General features: G+C 38.1%; 17 protein-coding genes and 2 pseudogenes. 13 read left to right on the forward strand and 6 right to left on the reverse strand.

Going from position 1 to position 18,665, the window contains the following annotated elements:
* Positions 1 to 212: 212 nt before the first annotated feature.
* On the reverse strand, positions 213 to 2,177 hold the full coding sequence (locus FY048_RS05020; protein ID WP_446090369.1) for a multicopper oxidase family protein: 1,965 nt from the start codon (positions 2,175 to 2,177) through the stop codon (positions 213 to 215).
* A 43-nt stretch (positions 2,178 to 2,220) separates the two neighbouring features.
* Positions 2,221 to 3,768 carry a tyrosinase family protein gene (locus tag FY048_RS05025; protein WP_446090370.1) on the reverse strand — a complete coding sequence of 516 codons (1,548 nt, stop codon included), beginning with the start codon at positions 3,766 to 3,768 and terminating at the stop codon, positions 2,221 to 2,223.
* A 651-nt stretch (positions 3,769 to 4,419) separates the two neighbouring features.
* On the opposite strand from FY048_RS05025, the gene FY048_RS05030 reads away from it, so the two are divergent.
* From FY048_RS05030 to FY048_RS05045, 4 genes are read left to right on the forward strand one after another with little or no spacing between them, the layout of a single operon-like run.
* A complete protein-coding gene (locus tag FY048_RS05030; RefSeq protein ID WP_446090371.1) occupies positions 4,420 to 5,439 on the forward strand; it encodes an ABC transporter substrate-binding protein in 1,020 nt (339 codons plus the stop codon).
* A gap of 2 nt (positions 5,440 to 5,441) precedes the next feature.
* Positions 5,442 to 6,452, forward strand: coding sequence for a FecCD family ABC transporter permease (locus tag FY048_RS05035; protein ID WP_446090372.1), 1,011 nt, complete (start codon positions 5,442 to 5,444; stop codon positions 6,450 to 6,452).
* Positions 6,449 to 7,213, forward strand: coding sequence for an ABC transporter ATP-binding protein (locus tag FY048_RS05040; RefSeq protein WP_446090373.1), 765 nt, complete (start codon positions 6,449 to 6,451; stop codon positions 7,211 to 7,213). Before FY048_RS05035 ends, FY048_RS05040 begins: the two co-directional genes overlap by 4 nt.
* Positions 7,210 to 7,701, forward strand: a complete 492-nt coding sequence (locus FY048_RS05045) for a GNAT family N-acetyltransferase (protein ID WP_446090374.1) — start codon at positions 7,210 to 7,212, stop codon at positions 7,699 to 7,701. The genes FY048_RS05040 and FY048_RS05045 overlap by 4 nt, the downstream gene beginning before the upstream one ends.
* On the opposite strand, the gene FY048_RS05050 is transcribed toward FY048_RS05045, so the two are convergent.
* Positions 7,696 to 8,484 carry an AraC family transcriptional regulator gene (locus tag FY048_RS05050; protein ID WP_446090375.1) on the reverse strand — a complete coding sequence of 263 codons (789 nt, stop codon included), beginning with the start codon at positions 8,482 to 8,484 and terminating at the stop codon, positions 7,696 to 7,698. The genes FY048_RS05045 and FY048_RS05050 overlap by 6 nt on opposite strands.
* Before the next feature lie 97 nt (positions 8,485 to 8,581).
* Here FY048_RS05050 and FY048_RS05055 point away from each other — a divergent pair, with 97 nt between their 5' ends.
* From FY048_RS05055 to FY048_RS05085, 7 genes and pseudogenes are all read left to right on the forward strand, one after another.
* Positions 8,582 to 9,391, forward strand: coding sequence for a sulfite exporter TauE/SafE family protein (locus FY048_RS05055; protein WP_446090376.1), 810 nt, complete (start codon positions 8,582 to 8,584; stop codon positions 9,389 to 9,391).
* Between the two features lie 181 nt (positions 9,392 to 9,572).
* The gene (locus FY048_RS05060) at positions 9,573 to 10,457 is read left to right on the forward strand and encodes a phosphoribosyltransferase family protein (RefSeq protein WP_446090377.1); all 885 of its coding nucleotides are present in this window, start codon (positions 9,573 to 9,575) and stop codon (positions 10,455 to 10,457) included.
* Between the two features lie 11 nt (positions 10,458 to 10,468).
* Positions 10,469 to 11,962, forward strand: coding sequence for a nicotinate phosphoribosyltransferase (locus tag FY048_RS05065; RefSeq protein WP_446090378.1), 1,494 nt, complete (start codon positions 10,469 to 10,471; stop codon positions 11,960 to 11,962).
* 60 nt (positions 11,963 to 12,022) lie between these two features.
* The gene (gene ntrR, locus FY048_RS05070) at positions 12,023 to 12,790 is read left to right on the forward strand and encodes an ADPR responsive transcriptional repressor NtrR (RefSeq protein WP_446090379.1); all 768 of its coding nucleotides are present in this window, start codon (positions 12,023 to 12,025) and stop codon (positions 12,788 to 12,790) included.
* A gap of 72 nt (positions 12,791 to 12,862) precedes the next feature.
* Positions 12,863 to 14,257, forward strand: a complete 1,395-nt coding sequence (locus tag FY048_RS05075) for a methylenetetrahydrofolate reductase C-terminal domain-containing protein (protein ID WP_446090380.1) — start codon at positions 12,863 to 12,865, stop codon at positions 14,255 to 14,257.
* A 167-nt stretch (positions 14,258 to 14,424) separates the two neighbouring features.
* Positions 14,425 to 14,547, forward strand: coding sequence for a hypothetical protein (locus tag FY048_RS05080; protein ID WP_446090381.1), 123 nt, complete (start codon positions 14,425 to 14,427; stop codon positions 14,545 to 14,547).
* A 609-nt stretch (positions 14,548 to 15,156) separates the two neighbouring features.
* A pseudogene (locus FY048_RS05085) lies at positions 15,157 to 15,578 on the forward strand (putative peptidoglycan-binding domain-containing protein); the annotation flags it as partial.
* 193 nt (positions 15,579 to 15,771) lie between these two features.
* On the opposite strand, the gene FY048_RS05090 reads toward FY048_RS05085, so the two are convergent.
* The 3 genes from FY048_RS05090 to FY048_RS05100 are packed head-to-tail and all read right to left on the reverse strand — an operon-like array spanning position 15,772 to position 17,558.
* Positions 15,772 to 16,191 carry a hypothetical protein gene (locus FY048_RS05090; protein ID WP_347020095.1) on the reverse strand — a complete coding sequence of 140 codons (420 nt, stop codon included), beginning with the start codon at positions 16,189 to 16,191 and terminating at the stop codon, positions 15,772 to 15,774.
* 3 nt (positions 16,192 to 16,194) lie between these two features.
* Entirely contained in the window at positions 16,195 to 17,202 is a 1,008-nt protein-coding gene (locus FY048_RS05095) for a hypothetical protein (protein ID WP_446090382.1), read from the reverse strand.
* A gap of 2 nt (positions 17,203 to 17,204) precedes the next feature.
* Positions 17,205 to 17,558: a hypothetical protein gene (locus tag FY048_RS05100; protein WP_446090383.1), complete on the reverse strand. Its 354-nt coding sequence runs from the start codon at positions 17,556 to 17,558 to the stop codon at positions 17,205 to 17,207.
* A gap of 72 nt (positions 17,559 to 17,630) precedes the next feature.
* Here FY048_RS05100 and FY048_RS05105 point away from each other — a divergent pair, with 72 nt between their 5' ends.
* Entirely contained in the window at positions 17,631 to 18,332 is a 702-nt protein-coding gene (locus FY048_RS05105) for a hypothetical protein (RefSeq protein WP_446090384.1), read from the forward strand.
* 76 nt (positions 18,333 to 18,408) lie between these two features.
* Positions 18,409 to 18,534 (forward strand): annotated as a pseudogene (locus tag FY048_RS05110) (putative peptidoglycan-binding domain-containing protein); the annotation flags it as partial.
* Positions 18,535 to 18,665 lie beyond the last annotated feature (131 nt).

Consider the following 18,665-nt stretch of genomic DNA (forward strand, 5'->3'; position numbering starts at 1 on the left):
CTTGGTAAATTATATATTTTTTATGTGCTCTTTAAGATCTTATTTACAAAGCATATTTAATAATTGCATAACTTATTATTTAAAATAATCTTGATTCATATAGTGTGTTTCTCTAAAAGAACGGATGATATCCAAATATCAATTAATATTTAAAAAACCGCTTATTTTAGGATAAGCGGTTTTATTAGAATAAAATTGTATACAGTCCCAAATTAATGATGGCCTTGGGAAATACCACCATTCCCATCTGAAAGACTAATTCGAATATTTTGCATCATGCCTTGATCTTCATGATCTAAAATATGGCAGTGCAATACAAAGTCACCGATGTAGCGTTCGTACTTGGTTCTAACAATGACTTTATAACTGGCTCCTTGTACGTTTTTAACCCAGATAGTATCTTTCCATGTCCCTTTTAGACCGCGATATTGTGGGTCAGGGGCAGCTGTTTTGTCATAGTCATCCACGGCGTTTATATCACTGACATCTTTACCGTTAGGGTCATACACTGCCACGACTTGAAATGGGTTTACATGAATATGAAAAGGGTGACTGGCTAATTTAGAGGTGAGTATCCATTCATCGGTTTTGCCTAACTCGAGCGTACGGTCAATTCGATCTGGTTGATATGGTTTTCCATTCACCTGAAACTGAACTGGATCAGCATTTGTATCAATATTAAATTCTAGAAATTGTTTAAACGGTGTAGCTGGTAAGTCCTGATGAGGAACAAAGTGACTAAATTTCAGATTTTGTTGTAAATCTTGAAGCACAGCAGGACGCATATCTGGGGCAATATTGCGTGCTGCATTATTGCTTAATGCCGTTGTTAAAGACTGAGGTGTTGAAGTGGCTTTATTAACTTGAATGATACCCAGTAAGCGTCTTTGCGAAAATGTACGGTCTACGTTAGCCGAAGCTGACGCCGCTTCATCAATTAAACAATAACGACCTTCTTGAGGGAATTGAATTAATGCGTCGTAACGATAACCTGGTTGAAAGACGGTAACTGTTTTGTCCATAACTTGTTTGAGGGTTAGACCGTCGGCTGCGATGATGTGTTGACTTACAATAGGTCCTGTACAACTTTCACTTAATAATTTCTTTTCACCCATTGGTGTCAAATTGAGTTTGGATGGAATATTCTGCATTTGACGAACGCTCAGGTTGATACTGTCGCGGACACCAGCATGTACCATTCGCCAACGCTCAACTTGTCCTGCAACCGCTTGACTGATGAAGGGTTGAACTTCTCCATTGATGCTCGTATATCGTCCTGATTTTCCCCAATCGCCAGGGCCAAAACCTTGATAATCTCTAATTTCACCAATTTGATTGTTTTGGCAAATATAGTTGCCATTTTGATCGGTTTCGATTTTTCCGTTAGCATCGTAGCAAGCATATTGGATTTGCTGAAAAACCAGAGTTCTTTCTTTGAAACCATAGGTGAGTAAATCTAAATCACCTGACTTATTTGGGGTAGGCTGGCGATATCCGCGAATAATTAACGCACCTGCCATGCCACTTGCAACTTGAATAGCAGTTGAACCATGTCGATGTGGGTGATACCAAAATGTTCCCGCGGGATGATCGGATGGAATGTTGTATTCATATTGAAAATTAACACCCGGATTAATCGAAATTAAAACGTTATCACTATTTCCTGCTGGGTTAATCCATAAACCGTGAGTGTGCATGTTCGTGCCATCAAAACAATGCGGTTTATTCACATCAAAATGATCGCCAGTACAACTTGGATCTTTAGGAAATTTTTTGTGAGTAATCGGATCTATATCAAGTTGATTATCTAAATTTGCCCGTACAGTTTCTCCGGGAAATACTTCAATCTTCGGAGCAATATAAGGCGTATTGGGTTGCGTATTTGTACCTTGATAACTACGTAAAAGGACTTCGTCATAACGATTTGTCGCTGGGTTCCAAAGTCTGTTCCTCGTTTTTTTAACTTCCCAAGTAAACAATGCTTCATTTGAAGATTGCATTTGCGGTGCATTTGTTAATGATTTTGTAGGATTCGGTGCAGCAAGTAATGCGACATGATTACGCGCAACAGCCATATCGGGTGGATCTTCTAATACACGTTCAGAAGAATCATTTGCTGATGCAGACCAACTAAGCAAAGTTAGAGGCGTGCACAATATTAAATGAGCTATTTTCATAATGAATATAGGCCTGAAAAAATCAGGCCTCTCCCTTAAATTATTATTTTGAAGTTTCTAAGCGAACCTGAGAAATACTGAGTCCTTGAGAGCTTACTTTTTCTTTAACTTGATCAAGCGTTAAATCAGTAGCAACAAACTGAACTTCTAAGTCTTCAGCAGGCATGCCTAATTGCTTAACCTGATCGCTGACTTGGTAGACCAATTGACCAATATGACCTGGGTGCCCGCCGTGGTCATGATCTAACACACCGAAGTAGTTAATTGTGGCAACATAAATTTTTTGGTCAGGTTTATTTTTTGGAGATAGATAAATCTTATAGGTTAGATTTGGATTACCAATCATTTGGACATTATCTAATATTAAATAGGTTTGTCCTGATGAAAGCGTTGTTTGAGTAAGTTGACTTGAGTTCTCTAAGAAACTTGCAGTTTGAGGGGCTAAGGCTACTTTTTGGGTTACACCCATAAGTTTAATGGTTTTATTACTGCTGACTGGTTTATGATTCATTTTAAATAGGTTTGCTTTTTCAGCACCTTTACTACTCATAACTGGTGCTTGAACTTTACAAGCATTTTCATTGGTATATCGAACTGGGATTTTACCAGGGGTGAATACATCAGCAATGGTCATGGTGACTTTGTTGCCGTTTTCATCTGCAAATGTATATCGAGTGTCATACCAACTATCTGGCATACCTAAATTTTTCTTGGCCCACTCAAGTGTAATCGGTTGCCCATTTGCTTTTTTATTTAACCAGCATTGCCACAAGCGATCTATATTTGCATGGTGCATATAAAATACGGGGTCTAAGCCTGCAATAGGTACAAATCCCATATCTGGTAGCACACAGTTTTTACCTACTGCACAGTGCATTACACCATGGGGTTGAGACTGTAATTGGTTAGAGAAATCTTTGAAGTTATCCCATTTAAAGGCTTGAGCAGCGCTGGCATTATCTGGATCTATGGCGCTGATATTTGTATTTAAACCCGGGGTACGGAACTGATCATATAAAGTACCAGCCTGTTTACCGCGGACCAATTTAGGCAGTGCTAAGCCTTGACCATTAGCAGCTTTTTCTTGGTAATAGTCCCAATAAGGAAGGGAGTAATTTTGCCCCACATATTTACGTACTGTTCGCTCGTAAAAATAAAGCATTATACGGTGCCACGGTAAGAAGTTTAGATTGCCATGTTGGCATGTACCCCAAACTTCATCGGTAAAGCCATCATTTGGGACTGGTGAATTTTGAATATGTTTATAGTAACTGTCACATACTGCTTTACTATATATCTGTAAGCACTGGGGCATACGGTATTGATTAACATAATAATCTTTGTCTGTTGCATGTGTACCTGTACCAAAATAGCCATGTGTATTGGCCCAGTAATTAAAGCTTGTACGAAATTCGGGTGATAAGGGGGGAGCATTATTATTTGCCCGCATTTTTTCCAGACCCTTTTGTAAGGCGCTTACTTTGGCTGGATCTTTTGCAAACTCCGTGGCACTTATTCGTAGTGAGTCAGCATGAGTTGTTAAGCTCATACCACACAATAGAGTTCCTAAAATATAATAATTTCTCTTCATGATTTTAAATCCTTGTCATGTTTAATATTCTTATATTTGATTATTTGTAATGTATGAATTTACCCTTGGTTTGGGTAAATCTTAATCTAATCTAGCATATAAAGAAGTTTTTATTAAAGGTTTATATTTAATATTAATAATGAGAAAATTTAATTTTAAGTCTTGTAATTTTTTAGAAAAACTTAATTATTTAGTATATTGTTTTTAATGTATTTTTATTATTAATTAAAAGATTTTTAAAATAAAAATAATTATATTTTTGCTTAATGTGTTTTGTTTTTTTAAATTTATGGGTTTAAAGTCTCATTATTAAATAAAATGTTGGATATGAAAATTTTTTATTCGAATTAAATATTGAAAAAATTATTTTATTTGAATGGTTAGCATGCATGCTCTAAAGGTTTTGTATAGGGCTATCTATATTTTGAGTTTTAAAATACAAATTACAATTGCATGATTATTAAGTTTATTTTGTAATTTTGGCATTTTTATTGCTTAATTACTCTTATCTTTAGTACAACATTTGATTTACTAACTTATAAATGATGATTCAAACCGTCTTGCTCTCTTATGGTGTCTTTTTCATATGAAAAATGCACCAAATAGACACGTCTTTTTATTTTGCACTGTATTTGTGCGTTGGATGCTGTAATGAAGTCATTGGTTTCAATACTCACTTTACTCATTCTATGTGGATGCTCTTCATCTGAACAAAGTAGAAAAACTAAAGAAAACTTGGTAGCCCATTCGATATGTGTTTTTGATAGTACAAATACAAAAGTGTGTGTAGCCAAACCAGTGCAAAGAATAGTTTCTCTATTTGAGTCGGGTTTAGATGGCTTATATATGCTAGGGCAAGGTCACAAAGTGATTGGTATACCAGCCGAAGTATACATCCAACCTTTATTATTTAATGCCTACTCAAAAATAGATCAACGTATTGCCAATAAACAGCTTGCGACACCTTCGCAAGGGGCAAATGCCACCAATATTGAAAGTCTCGTGCTGTTAAAACCAGATCTGGTGATTTTGGGGAGCGGACAAACTCAAACGATTGACCTGTTGCGGCAGTTTGGCATTGCTGTATATGTCATGGAGTCCGGTACTTACCAGCAAGTAAAAGAAGAGTTATCTGAAATTGCTGTTCTGAGCGGTGCCCAAAAACGTGCTCAGGAAATTTTAAATTTCTCTGATGAAATTGTGGCGGAGGTTGCAGCAAAAACTGCACGTCAGCCAAATAAACAATCGATTTATTATGCGTGGTCAGGGGGACGTATTTTTTCTACCTCTGGACGTCAGTCGATTACCAATGACTTTATTGAACTGGCGGGTGCTTACAACATTGTTCAGACCGATGCTAACCAGCCCAATGTAAACCCTGAGACCCTCATTGAATGGAACCCTGACAATATTGTGCTTTGGAATACAAACCCAAAACTGATTTATGAACGAAAAGAATTACAAGGCTTAAGTGCCGTACAAAATCGAAAGGTTTTTAATTTGAGCCCTGCATTTATATATAACCCACATACCATCAAAATCATTATTACGGCGATTTATTTGAATCATAGTATTTATCCTGAACAGTCCGATTTATCTGTAAGTGCTTTACAACAGCGTATTTTAACTAAGTTGTATGGTGAGGAACTTGCCAAAGCGTTGGTGCAATGAATATGGAAAAGCTGAAATATTATTGGTTTTACCCGTTACCTGTGGTCATGATTTTTATCTCATTGCTCGTTGGCCCAACTCAAACGTTGAGTGCATGGGATTATTTGCGGTGGGGTGTGCAAGCAGTCTTTGGTACACCATATTTTGATGCTGAGCAATTTAGGCTGATGCAAAACATTTTGGTCAATGTCAGATTACCCAGAATTTTACTGACTTTTATGGTGGGGGCCGCGTTAGCAACTGCGGGAAATGGTTTACAGGCATTGTTTCGTAATCCTTTAGTTGACTCGTATGTACTTGGTATTTCTTCTGGTGCGGCGTTTGGTGCAGCTTTAGCACTTTCTTTAAGTTGGCTTTCGCCAAATCTATCAGCCTTTATTTTTGGTGTGTGCGCCGTTGGCTTAACGTATTTATTTGCACATCAAAAACATGAAAGCCAGACATCTTTAGTCATGGTAATTTTATCAGGCATGATTGTTTCAGGGTTATTTTTAGCAGGACTTACAGTCATTCAATACTTAAGTGATCCGTTTAAACTGCAAGCCATTGTGCAATGGACGATGGGCAACTTACATCAGGCTTCTTGGCAAAAGGTTCAATACGCTGTGCTACCGATTTGTATTGGTCTTGCTGGATTATTCGCGATGCGTTGGCGCCTAAACTTAATGGCACTCGGTGCTGAAGAAGCGCAGGCGGTTGGTGTTAACCCACGCTGGGAACAGCTTCTTTTAATTGTTTTGGTGACTGTATGTACGTCAACTTCTGTGGCAGCGGCGGGCATTATTAGTCTATATGGGCTGTTTATGCCGCATATTGTGAGAATGTTGGTGGGACCAGACCACCGCTACAGTATTCCTGCCAATATGATTTTGGGCGGTAGTTTTCTACTGTTGATTGATAACTTTTCTCGGGTTTTACTGACGTTTGAAATACCGATTGGTATTTTTACCATGTTACTTGGCGCGCCATTTTTCTTATTATTAATGAAAACACAGAGGACTCATTGGGCATGATTCAAATTGATCAGTTAAATTATGCCTATGGGCACAAACAGGTACTTAAAAATATTCATCTGGAATTTCCTGAAAATCAGTTTTCAGTGATTTTAGGGCGTAATGGTTGTGGAAAATCGACACTTTTTAAATTGATGGCGGGCCTCGAACCCGTAAAAGATGGGTTGATTCGTTACTCAGGAAAGCCACTATCAGACTTTAAAGGAAAAGATCGGGCAGCACTACTCGGCTTTTTACCGCAGTTTCATAAAACCGTATTTCCATTTTTGGTTAAAGATGTAGTGATTACGGGGCGTTCTGCTTTTAGCAGATATAGACCTTCAAAATCAGACTGGGAACGTGTAGATCAAGCTTTACTTGATTTAGACATCGAGCATTTGCGTGAACGTCCTTATACCGAGCTATCGGGAGGTGAAAGGCAATTGGTTATGATTGCCCGCATTTTAGTACAAGCACCAAAAGTCATTTTGCTTGATGAGCCAACCAATCATCTCGATGTTTATTATCAATCTTACTTAATGAAAAAATTGCGTCAATTGTCGCGGCAAAATTTTACGGTGATTGCGATTATGCATGATCCTAATTTAGCTTTTTTATTTGCAGATCATCTGTTTTTCATGAGACAACACGAAGTGGTTAAGCCTGAGTCAAAAACTCGAATCACCGATCCTAAGTTTTTAAAAAGTGTCTACGATGTTGAGTTCCATGAAGCCATGATTCAAGACAAAACGATTGTGATACCTGATCATTCTTGGCTATGAATATGTTGAATTATCAGCTAGTGGGCAAAACTGATTATGAGTCAGCAGTAGAGTTTGCACTTTATACAAGACAGTTGTTATTCCCAGAAATTTATCATGGGCAAGTCCCCAAAGATTTACAAAATTTTGAGCAGTCCTATGTTAAAGACCTATTGGGCTGTTTCATTACCGTAAAAGACCAAAACCGCATTATTGGCACCATTGCATATCGGGCGTATGACCATCGTTTTGATTTAAATTTACCGCTTAATACGGTTGAGGTCGTTAAATTATTTGTACTACCTGAATACCGCCGTAATGGCATCGCAACCATGCTATGTAAAATGTTGTTTAGCCATGCACAAAAGAATGAAATTACCACTTTGTATTTGCATACCCATCCATTTTTACCTGCGGCTGAAGACTTTTGGCGTCTACAAGGTTTTGATGTTATTAAAAGAGAATGGATTGATACGTATGACACCATTCACATGAGTAAATCTTTATAGTGCTTTATCATGTGCATGAAATCTTTTTTGAAAATGGGTAGGCGAATAACCCATAATTTTACTGAACATTGCGGTAAAAGCTGCCGAGTGTTCATAGCCCAAACAAAAGGCAATTTCTGTAATTGAGATATTTTCTTTTAAGGCATTTAAAGCATAGATGATGCAGACTCGATTACGCCAAGCCTGAAAGGACATGCCAGTTTCTGACTTAAACCAGCGGTGAAAAGTCCGCTCACTTTTATTATGGTCATGTGCCCAATCTTTAGGGCTACTATGAATATCGGGATGCTGCATAAACTCAGCGCATTGTTTAGATAGTAATGTGTTGTGAGGCAGAGGAATAAACAGAGGTAGGGCTGGTGCAACTTCTAACTCATATAACAATAAATCGATAAGAGCGCCGTCACGGCCTGAATGTTGGTAGTCAATAGGTAGCTGATTTGCCTGAATGAGCAGTTGATGTAGCAAAGGCGAGACTTGTATAACCTCGCAATATGTTGCCTGTCTTGGTGCATGGTCTGCTTCTATGTACAAACTATAAGTACTGACTTTAGATAGCCATACCTGATGTGGTTTGTCTGCGGGTATCCATACACCGCTGTAGGGCAACACGAGCCATTGACCATCTTCAGTTTCAACTTTCATGAGACCTTCGGGTGCATATAAGAACTGAGCACGGCGATGGCTATGCGTATCTAACAAAGTATCAGCAGGATAATCTGATCCTAACGCTAGAACCGCTTGCGGTAGATGGTCTACATCGTTAATTGGAATATTACGCATATTTTTTGGCTGAAATAAATAAAAAGATGGCTTTTCTACGTCAGTTTGCCATAGAGCTATTTTATATCATGCCTCTATAAACGTGAGGAAGATAACGATGCTATATGAGCTATTTTTATTTGGACTACTGTCAGGCATAACCACTTGGTTATTTGGTTTTGGCGGAGGTTTTGTTGCTGTGCCTTTGCTTTATACAGTCATTATTCAAAAGTGGGGCAATGAAAGCAGTGTCGGCATACATGCGATGCAAATTGCAGTTGCCACATCAGCTTTTGTCATGCTCTGCTCGGCAAGTTTTGCAACCTTTCGACACCATCGGTCTGGACATATAGATTGGCAAAAAATCCGCTTTTTATGGGGTGGTATCGCATTTGGCGGAATAGTCGGTGCGGTAATGGCCTCATTGTTTAATGGCAGCTGGCTTCGCTGGATATTTATGGGTTATGTGTTCATAACCATTACTGATTGTTATTACCGACCTGGGTTTATGGTGATATCAAAGCAAAAGCAAAACTATGGTGAAAACAGCGAACTCATTAAAGGCGGAATAATTGGTTGGGTTGCCGCGCTTTTAGGTGTGGGTGGCAGTGTAATGACGGTTCCGTTATTACGGCGTCGGGGTAGTTCTATGGCAGAGGCCGCGGCTATTGCAAACATTCTCACCTTACCTTTGTCTTTAACTGCAACGCTGACCTATTGTGTATTGTCACTTTGGCAATCTACATGGGCACTTAACGGATTTATCGGTCTAATCTGGTTTGAAGCTGCTTTATTCTTGGTTGCTGGAACATGGATTGGGCTATATTTTTCAGAAAAATTTATTTCAAAACTACCTGATTTATGGCGTGCAAAGTTGTATCCGCTACTTTTAATAATAGTTCTACTCGTCATGCTTTTAGTAAATTAATTTTTAATTTCAATTGTTTGAAGAATAATTTTTCTTAAATAACAAATCTCTAAATGCTCTAAAACTGCAAATTTTATGTATTAAGTGGCTTTGAAAAAAGTTTGAAAAATAGACTTGAAATATATAGTGGCTTTATGACACTATATATACATCGAAGGTCATCAGACAAAAAGAGGATGATATGGCTATCCAGCTTTTAGATGCGGCAAGAAATGAAATTTCAGTGAAATTCACGCAGTTTTCTGGTGGAGAGCGTCATGTTCAAATTGATGAGACAACGTTGGGTTCACTATCTGGCAAGGTATTGGTTCGCGCCAAAATGACCTCAAGTCACGATGTGATGGACTATTTGTTACTTGAAAATATATTGCTGAATCAGGGTCTAACCGTTGACCTAGAAATTCCGTATTTTCCATATGCACGTCAGGATCGTATTTGTGCAGTAGGCCAAGCATTCTCACTCGATGTGATGACCAAGTTACTTAACATCAATGCAGACAAGAAAGCGGGCAAACAAGGAAAGGTAACTGTTTGGGACTGCCATAGTGAAGTAACAACAGCCTTGCTCGCCGCCAATACTTCTTTTAACGAAGTTGTAAATGTCAGTTCAGTTGACATCATCGCAAAGAGTGAAGCGCTGAGCACATTGTTAAAAGATGAAAAAACAGTACTGATTTGCCCAGACAAAGGCGCAAAAGCACGCACACAAATGGTTGCAGACGCTTTTAATGGCGAGCGCAAACAACCAATCACTATCGTTCAATGTGATAAAAAACGTGATCCAGTGACTGGCAAAATTTTAGGTACGCATGTACATGCGACTGATTTATCGGGTCTAACAGCGGTCATTACCGATGATATTTGTGATGGCGGTGCAACCTTTATTGGTATTGCCAAAGAGCTTCGTCGCCTCAATTGCCATAAGGTCGTTTTATATGTGACCCACGGTATTTTCAGTAAAGGAATAGAGGTTTTTGATGGGCTGCTTGACCAGCTATTTACCTCGGACAGCTTTCCACAACAAGCAACAGACAAAATTTCAGTAATTGCTTTTGCAGCAAAATAAAGAGAACAAAGATGACTATTAAATTGAATCCATTAAACGCTATCGATTTTTATAAAGCTGATCACAGACGTCAATATCCAGCAGGTACAGAGTACGTGTACGCCAACTTTACGCCACGTTCATCTCGACTCGCTAAAATGTTGCCTGACTTTGACGATAAAGTTGTGTTCTTTGGGCTTCAGGGTTTTATCAAACACTTTTTAATCGATACATGGAATGAAGGCTTTTTCAAACAACCTAAAGACAAAGTGGTGGCTACCTATAAACGCCGTATGGATAGTTCATTAGGTGAAGGTGCTGTACCGGTCGATCACATTGAAGCATTACACGACTTGGGCTATTTACCATTACGCATTAAAGCTTTACCGGAAGGTAGCCGCGTCAATATGCGTGTACCCGTGCTTACCGTAATTAATACCGACCCGCGTTTCTTTTGGCTAACAAACTATATTGAAACTGTGTTAAGTGCTGAGCTTTGGAAAAGCTGTACAACCGCTACAATTGCCTATGAGTACAAACGCTTATTAACTCAATATGCTGTAAAAACTGGCGCACCGCTTGATTTTGTACCTGTGCAAGGACACGATTTTAGTAGCCGTGGTATGAGCGGAATTTATGATGCGGCGCAATCTGGTGTAGGCCACTTAACCAGTTTTATTGGAACAGATTCGGTTGCTTCAATTGACTACGCGGAAGAATATTACAATGCAACAGGTGTGATTGGTGTATCTGTACCAGCAACCGAACACAGTGTGATGTGTATGGGTACAGAAAACAGTGAGCTAGAAACCTTTAAGCGTTTAATCTGTGAGCTTTATCCGTCTGGTGTTGTCAGTATTGTGTCTGATACTTGGGATTTTTGGCGAGTGATTACCGAGTTTACGGTGGCTTTAAAACCTGAAATTCTGGCAAGACAACCGAATGCTTTAGGCTTGGCTAAATTAGTTTTCCGTCCTGATTCTGGTGACCCAGTTAAAATTATTTGTGGTGACCCAAATGCTGAAGTCGGCAGCCCAGCCTACAAAGGTGCGGTTGAATGTTTATGGGAAGTGTTTGGCGGTACAACCACAGACCAAGGCTATAAAGTGCTTAATGAACGTGTTGGTTTAATTTATGGCGACTCAATTACTTTAGACCGCGCACAGCGCATTTTAGAAGGATTAGAAGCCAAAGGTTTTGCATCAAACAACTTGGTGTTTGGGATCGGCAGTTTTACCTATAACTATTTAACTCGCGATACTTTTGGGTTTGCTGTGAAAGCAACTTGGGGGCAAGTAAATGGGGTAGGACGAGAGCTGTTTAAAGACCCGATTACTGACTCAGGTGTGAAAAAATCTGCGAAAGGTCTTTTACGCATCGAAGAAAGTGAAAATGGTTTTACCTTGTTTGATGAGCAAACAGCCGAACAAGAACAAGGCGGAGCACTAAAAATCGTCTTTGAAAATGGTAAACTTCAATATGAGTGTACTTTGGATCAAATTCGTGAGCGTTTATCCATCGCATAACTGAGTTTAGATGAGTCGTTACATGAGTATCGGCTCATCATTTTTATTGAGAGGCTGAACGTGACTATTCAAACTGAACAAGAATTCCTTGCCAGTTATGATCGCCGAGATTATGACGCACCTTTACTCACAGTCGATATGGCTATTTTCTCGGTATTTAATGGTCAGTTGCAGGTATTACTCATTAAGCGACCCAACTTTCCAGCCAAAGACCAATGGGCTTTACCAGGTGGTTTTGCCGATTTAAAGCATGATCAAGATTTGATGGCCACAGCCTATCGTAAGTTGGCCGAAAAAACAGGAATCGCTTCGCCTTATTTGGAACAAGTTGCTTCTGTGGGCAATGCAAAACGTGACCCGCGTGGTTGGGCCGTGACCATTTTGTATTTTGCTTTAATTGATTTCAATGCCTATCAACAACAAGCGTTGGCTGAATACAGCGAATGGGTACCTGTAGCAAAAGCACAAGAGTTCGCATTGGCGTTTGATCACAGCGAATTACTGACTTTGGCATTAGAGCGTTTAACCAATAAAACCCGCTATACCGCATTGCCAGCTAGTCTTATGCCTGAATTATTTACGCTGACCGAGCTACAAACCATTTATGAAATTATTCTTGGGCAATCCTTAGAAAAAAAAGCGTTTAGACGCCGTATGATAGAAGCTGGCGCAGTTGAAGAAACCAACCACAGTAAAATTGTAGGGAAACGACCAGCTCAGCTCTACCGCTATGCACTAGATTCTTTTGATTTTATCTTTCCTCGCTCTCTCGAATTACCCAGAAATAAAGAGGGTGAAGATAAGCAAAACAATGAGCTTTCTGACTAGCGCATATTGATGCGCTTTGATTTATAATGACGCGCTTATGATTGATGTCATGTTTTGATCAGCACTTTGCCTATGTCACACGTTTCTCCCTGTTTCCAACAAAATCAGTTTTTTGTGTTGGTGGAATATCTCACTTCACTGCATGAAATTTACCCTGTGAAACATGAGTTTGCAGGATATCCAGCAGCAATGACATTGGCAGATCGTGTACATTCAGATCATGATATCGCGCCACTTGATGCAAGCAAAAGTTACCCTGAATCAATCGATAAAGTCTTACACTTTTCAGGTAAGGCCCGAGACATCCAAGACTTTGAACACTTTTTAGAACAAGCTCAAGCAGCCAATATTCAAAACTTGTTATTGCTTACAGGCGATAAACTTAAAGAACACCATAATGGTCGAGATGGGCAGCCTCGTAGTCGTTACCTAGAGTCGGTAAATGCCGTAATGGCAGCTAAGCAACATGGTGGTTTTCGTATTGGCGTTGCTTTTAACCCATTTAAATATGTTGAAGCTGAGCGCGATGCACAGTACTTAAAACTGCATAAGAAAATTAAAGCAGGCGCTGACTTTATCATTACCCAATTGGGCTATGACATTGAAGCCTTAAAACAAGCCAAATCATTTTTAACAAAACATCATTATTCACAGCAAATACTAGCTTGTGTCATGCCTCTAACTTTGGGCCGTGCTAATTTTATGGTGAAGCATAAAGTTGCCGGTATTGTGATCACCCCGCACATGCTAAAGGTTTTGGCAGAAGAAAAACAGGCAGGACATACAGACCGCGTTTATTTGCGCTGCGCTTTACAGATTTTGATATGTAAACATTTAGGGTTTGCAGGAATTCACTTGTCGGCCTGCCATAAGCCAGAAGAGCAAATGGTGCTTGAAAGCTACATTGAGCAATACAGACATCTGGAGCTTAAAGTTTTAGAAGAGCTTTGGAATTCACTTTGGCAAGTCACTACAGGCAAAGAGTTTTCACCTGAAATTGCTCGTTTTTCACGTCAGCCTACTTCTAAACAAATGATTAAATATCGCCAACTGCATGTTATGCATGAAGCAATGTTTGGATCAAAAATTGCAAAAGGTGTCGGACGGTTTATTTTTAAAGCTTCATTTTGGGAAAATGCTTTGGTCGCCAAAGTATTAATTAAAACAGAAGTGCTGAGTAAACATAGCTTAGTTGGTTGTGAAAGCTGTGGTCAGTGTCGCCTAAGCGATACTTTATATATTTGCCCTGAAACCTGTCCAAAAGGTTTAGCTAACGGCCCTTGTGGCGGAACAACTTTAGACCGCTGCGAATTTGGTGACCGTGAATGCATTCATTCAGTCAAAGCAAGGCTTGCTAAAGCCCTTGAACAAACTGAAGTATTAAAAGAGAAATTAATTCCAACAGTGCCTCTTGAAACTAGAGGAACCAGTTCTTGGAAAAATTGGTATTTAGCGACAGAAGCTTAAGTTTTGTATTAATCCTTGATTTGATTTTGTTAAAAAACCAATTCATATGCTAAAGCACGGCAATAATTTAAAAATAACAATTGTTTGACTTAATTATGTCCAATAAAAATGACCGCGTAGGAGTATACTTAAAGCAAATCTTTTGCGTTAAAAGAAAGGCTGTCTCAATGAAAAAGTTGGTTGCTGTACTTACTGTAATTGTTATTTTAACTGGATGCGTTTACGACCCTGTTAATTACGACAAAATACACGACCAAGAGTTCCAAGACCACCTCAGGCAAAATGGTTAGCACTGTAAAACCCACTCAATGAGTGGGTTTTAGTGTTTAAAAAGTTCGACTCTCCAATATATCAGCCTAGCTAGTTACACTTAGGTAATTTTAATTGCTAGTGTCTATATGCTCTTTTTGAAAGAATTCATCTATCATTTGTCATGGCTTAATAACTCCAATCATCTCTTCTTAGTCGCCTTCAGGAGCGAGACTGTTTGCGAGTAAATACTCTATATCTTTTGTTAAAGCAGGATATCGAGTCCCAAACTTTATACAATGCTCCTGTAATGTTGCTGGCCAGTCATTATGATGTTCGTTACGAAGAATAGTAGTGGCCCTGATTGCTTTACGAGCAGCGGCACGCTGTAAATGTAATTCTTTTTTTTATCAGTAGTGGATTCTATGATGTTTAAGCCAGTATCCCCAACTAAATTTATTATCTGGACTTAGCACTTCCTGTAACAAACCACAATCTAAATCAATTTTACTAACAACAGGATTATGTTGTTCAAGCCTAGTTTTAATAGTCTCTAGTTGTTTAGTAATCTCTGAATTAGGGGCATAATTAAAGATTACTGTCATATCAAGATCTGATTTTCCTATTTCTGCTCGGCCTTCAGCTATGCATCCATAGCACGTACAAGCGGTTTTAAAGGTAACATGCGAGATTTACCTCTTGACGCGGCCAAAGCTATTTATCGTAAAAACTATTGGACAGCCCCGCGATTTGAACATGTGAACGCGATTAGCTCAGCTGTTGCTGAAGAGCTTTTAGATACAGGGGTTAATTGTGGTACCAGATTTGCTAAGCTACTTTTACAACGTGCTTTAAATTTGCTGATCAAGGTAAAGCAGGTTGGCCAGATCTCACGGTAGATGGAATTTATGGGCCAGCTACATTGGGAGCTCTAAAGAATTATTTGGCTAAACGTGGGAAAGAAGGAGAGAAGGTATTAGTTCGAGTGCTGAATATCATGCAAGGCCAACGTTACATTGAAATCTGTGAACGTAATCCGAGCCATGAACAATTTTTCTACGGTTGGATCGCTAAAACAGGCTGGATTGATGATAGCAATAGAGAGGAAATGATAAAAAGGGTAATCGAACCTCTTGCAGAATTTCATGAATTTCCATGGCGTATCACATCACATAGTGAATTTTTTGATAATTTAATCAAAACAAGAGGCTAAGATAACTAATAAAAAAGGGGCTTTTCGCCCCTTAATTATTTAAACTTCTTTTTTATTTACTTTTGAAAATATAAATACCACTAAAAATTAAGAACATAGCTTGGAATAAAAACCATCCAAGTGTTGAATAATTAGAACACTTGGTGATGGAATCATAAATAATCTCCTTATAAGATACGGTTTCCATCATGTTTAGTAGTATTAATTCAGCTAATAATAGAACTAGAGAAATAACAGTGTAAAAATACTTATTTCTTATAAAAATTAAAATTATTGAAACGATGATCGATAATAAGCCACACATCCCTAACATTGATGGATCATTAGCTGAAACCCCATTTAACTCTTTAAAATAGGTAATAGTGCCTATAGCAATATATTCATTAATACATAAATCTTGCCCAAACTTATCTATCGTATATCCGCCTATACCTGATAAGAATAAAAATAATATGGCTACATATCTAATCATAATTTACAAACTCAATTTTAATGATGGATCAAATTTCCATGTTTCAACTTGTAGTTCTGGATCTGCTCGGCAAGTTCCTTGGCATCCATCTGGAATTGCTATTACATCACCATTTAGAGCTAATTTTATAGCTTCTTGCCATTTCCATGATCGAGCATAGACAGCTTTTTCAAGCCTTTCTTTTGGAATTTCTCCCTTTATCCAACTTCTTAAAGCCTTTTCACCAGCATTATAAAAAACTGTTGACTCTTGCAATGTTAATTTCCGTCCTAATATGTTTCCACCACGGACCACATTTTTTGCTACTAAATCCATAGCTACAGTTGCATCTGTACAGATCACAACAAAAGTTTCATAGAGCCAATCTGGATTCCTTTTATCAATATTCATCAACTCTGCTGCTAATCCTACTTGCATCTCTCCAAAGCCATAGCTGTTATGAGGATATACTTCACCTAGATTAAGATAAAAGGATAAGAGGTTTTTTCTATAAGCCCATACACCATGCATTTTTTCTTCAAATACAATTGATGCAACAATCTGAGGATCTATGCCATTTTTAGCCCCAGCTGTTTTAATTTCATTCCTTAAATAAGCAACCATCCTTAAACCTTCAGGTACAGGATAAGTAGTTGGTACAGTACGGTTTTGAACTTTATGCTTATCTTCTTTTTCGGTTTTATCTTGAAATAGTTTAAGTTGATATTCGGTTATTAATGGTTTTGAATTGGCTTCTTTTGTATATGTATGACCATAAATTTTAACTTGAGGATTATATTCAGTACCCGATGGCAAAAATATCTTAAAAGAAACCGTTGTTTTTGCGGCATCTTCTTGTTCATTTAACTCAAAAAATGCTTCACTACCCAAACCATTTGGTTGCATTGGAAGTTTTTTGGTTGCTCCAACTCGCCCCTTACTAGTTACAAAGGTAGCTACAGAACTAAACTTACTAAAATTTAAGATATTTTTACTTTCTTTGATTCTTAATCTTGCATAGACTTTTGACATTATTAATTATCATCTTCAAGGTTTGTATATTTATCAACCAAATGAAAACTAATGTTTTCTTGTTGTTCAGTATAAATAGGTGAAGTATAACCTTCTGAATTAGTTGTTCCTTCAATCAATTTGCCAGATTCTGTTACCGCAAAATATGCTTTATTTCGATGAGGTATATTTTCTCCATCTATAAGTTGAACGCTAACATTGAATAAGCCACTATTTACTTCAGGTAAAGTAGGGATATAGCTAACAACTTGTTCACCCGACTTGAATATATGTTGACCAGCTTTAACCTCAAATTTACCTCCCGTTATTACCATAATACCTTTATCATTAATTACAATACGCGAACCACCCGCCATACTTTTTTATTCTCAAATTTAAATTTATGTGATTAGAATAACATAACTTGTTTAAACTCAAAAAATACACTTATGACCATGATTGTTTCGGCGCATCTCGGAGATTGTATACTGATTGCCGCTGATAAAAGAGCGATGGTATATGATATAAACTCTGGATTATTAAGAATATCTCATGATGATGAGGCGAAAATAAAGTTATGGTGCCGTGGTGCTATTACAGGCACAGGAGACAGTTTATTTATAAATCGTATAATGAATTATTTTGAAAATTTAACAGAACAAGAACAAAAACTTGAACAAGTGAATGCTATTCAAATGGAAATAGAAAGAAGATTGTCTGAAGGGGTTCCAAAAGAGCTTCTTTCTAATAATACGCTTATATTCTCAATGTTTAATGGCTGTGAAACCTCATTATATACAATACCTATACAGCCATTTTTTGAGACATTTAAACTTGGTGGAGGTGAATATTTAAGAGCCAAAGTTAATGAAATTAAAGAATGGACCATAGAGGTATGCTGTTTAAATATTCCTTCCGATTTAGCATTATTACAAGACTTCCAGCGCAATTTAAGGAGCCTAAATAGCTTTGAAAGTGAGGGGCATTTCATTAGTTACTATATAGAGCATTTAAAGACTATTTTCGAGAAACAAGCCTCTATAGATACTAGTGTTACGCCGTCTTTTGACCTGTATTTACAATCATGTGAGACTGGATGTAGCTTTGCCATTCATATTGAGAACAACTTTTTAACTACTTCAAATGTGTAATATTTTGCCCATTGGTCCAACTGGACCAGGATTAACAAAGTTATTTTTAGCTCTATGAATTATTTGGCCAAATGTGGGAGAGAAGGTATTAGTTCGAGTGTTGAATATTATGCAAGGCCAGCGCTATATTGAAATCTGTGAGCGCAATCCTAGTCAGGAACAATTTTTCTATGGCTGGATTGCTAACTGCGTTTCGTTATGAGGGTTCGGATTTTACTGAACGTTCTGCTATTGGGATGCACAGAGTCTTGGCATTACACCTACTAAGGCTCAAAAATTGATTAATAATCAAGGGTTATGAATTTAAGATTGTGATATTCTCTTCGCACCAAT

This window comes from Acinetobacter sp. 1124_18A (genome assembly GCF_052824995.1).

Coding starts and splice junctions, on each gene's coding strand:
- FY048_RS05055 (WP_446090376.1), top strand. CDS start 8,582: ATGCTATATGAGCTATTTTTATTTGGACTACTGTCAGGCATAACCACT.
- FY048_RS05075 (WP_446090380.1), top strand. CDS start 12,863: ATGTCACACGTTTCTCCCTGTTTCCAACAAAATCAGTTTTTTGTGTTG.
- FY048_RS05020 (WP_446090369.1), bottom strand. CDS start 2,177: ATGAAAATAGCTCATTTAATATTGTGCACGCCTCTAACTTTGCTTAGT.
- FY048_RS05105 (WP_446090384.1), top strand. CDS start 17,631: ATGACCATGATTGTTTCGGCGCATCTCGGAGATTGTATACTGATTGCC.
- FY048_RS05065 (WP_446090378.1), top strand. CDS start 10,469: ATGACTATTAAATTGAATCCATTAAACGCTATCGATTTTTATAAAGCT.
- FY048_RS05095 (WP_446090382.1), bottom strand. CDS start 17,202: ATGTCAAAAGTCTATGCAAGATTAAGAATCAAAGAAAGTAAAAATATC.
- FY048_RS05080 (WP_446090381.1), top strand. CDS start 14,425: ATGAAAAAGTTGGTTGCTGTACTTACTGTAATTGTTATTTTAACTGGA.
- FY048_RS05040 (WP_446090373.1), top strand. CDS start 6,449: ATGATTCAAATTGATCAGTTAAATTATGCCTATGGGCACAAACAGGTA.
- FY048_RS05035 (WP_446090372.1), top strand. CDS start 5,442: ATGGAAAAGCTGAAATATTATTGGTTTTACCCGTTACCTGTGGTCATG.
- FY048_RS05045 (WP_446090374.1), top strand. CDS start 7,210: ATGAATATGTTGAATTATCAGCTAGTGGGCAAAACTGATTATGAGTCA.
- FY048_RS05030 (WP_446090371.1), top strand. CDS start 4,420: ATGAAGTCATTGGTTTCAATACTCACTTTACTCATTCTATGTGGATGC.
- FY048_RS05025 (WP_446090370.1), bottom strand. CDS start 3,768: ATGAAGAGAAATTATTATATTTTAGGAACTCTATTGTGTGGTATGAGC.
- FY048_RS05100 (WP_446090383.1), bottom strand. CDS start 17,558: ATGGCGGGTGGTTCGCGTATTGTAATTAATGATAAAGGTATTATGGTA.
- FY048_RS05090 (WP_347020095.1), bottom strand. CDS start 16,191: ATGATTAGATATGTAGCCATATTATTTTTATTCTTATCAGGTATAGGC.
- FY048_RS05050 (WP_446090375.1), bottom strand. CDS start 8,484: ATGCGTAATATTCCAATTAACGATGTAGACCATCTACCGCAAGCGGTT.
- FY048_RS05060 (WP_446090377.1), top strand. CDS start 9,573: ATGGCTATCCAGCTTTTAGATGCGGCAAGAAATGAAATTTCAGTGAAA.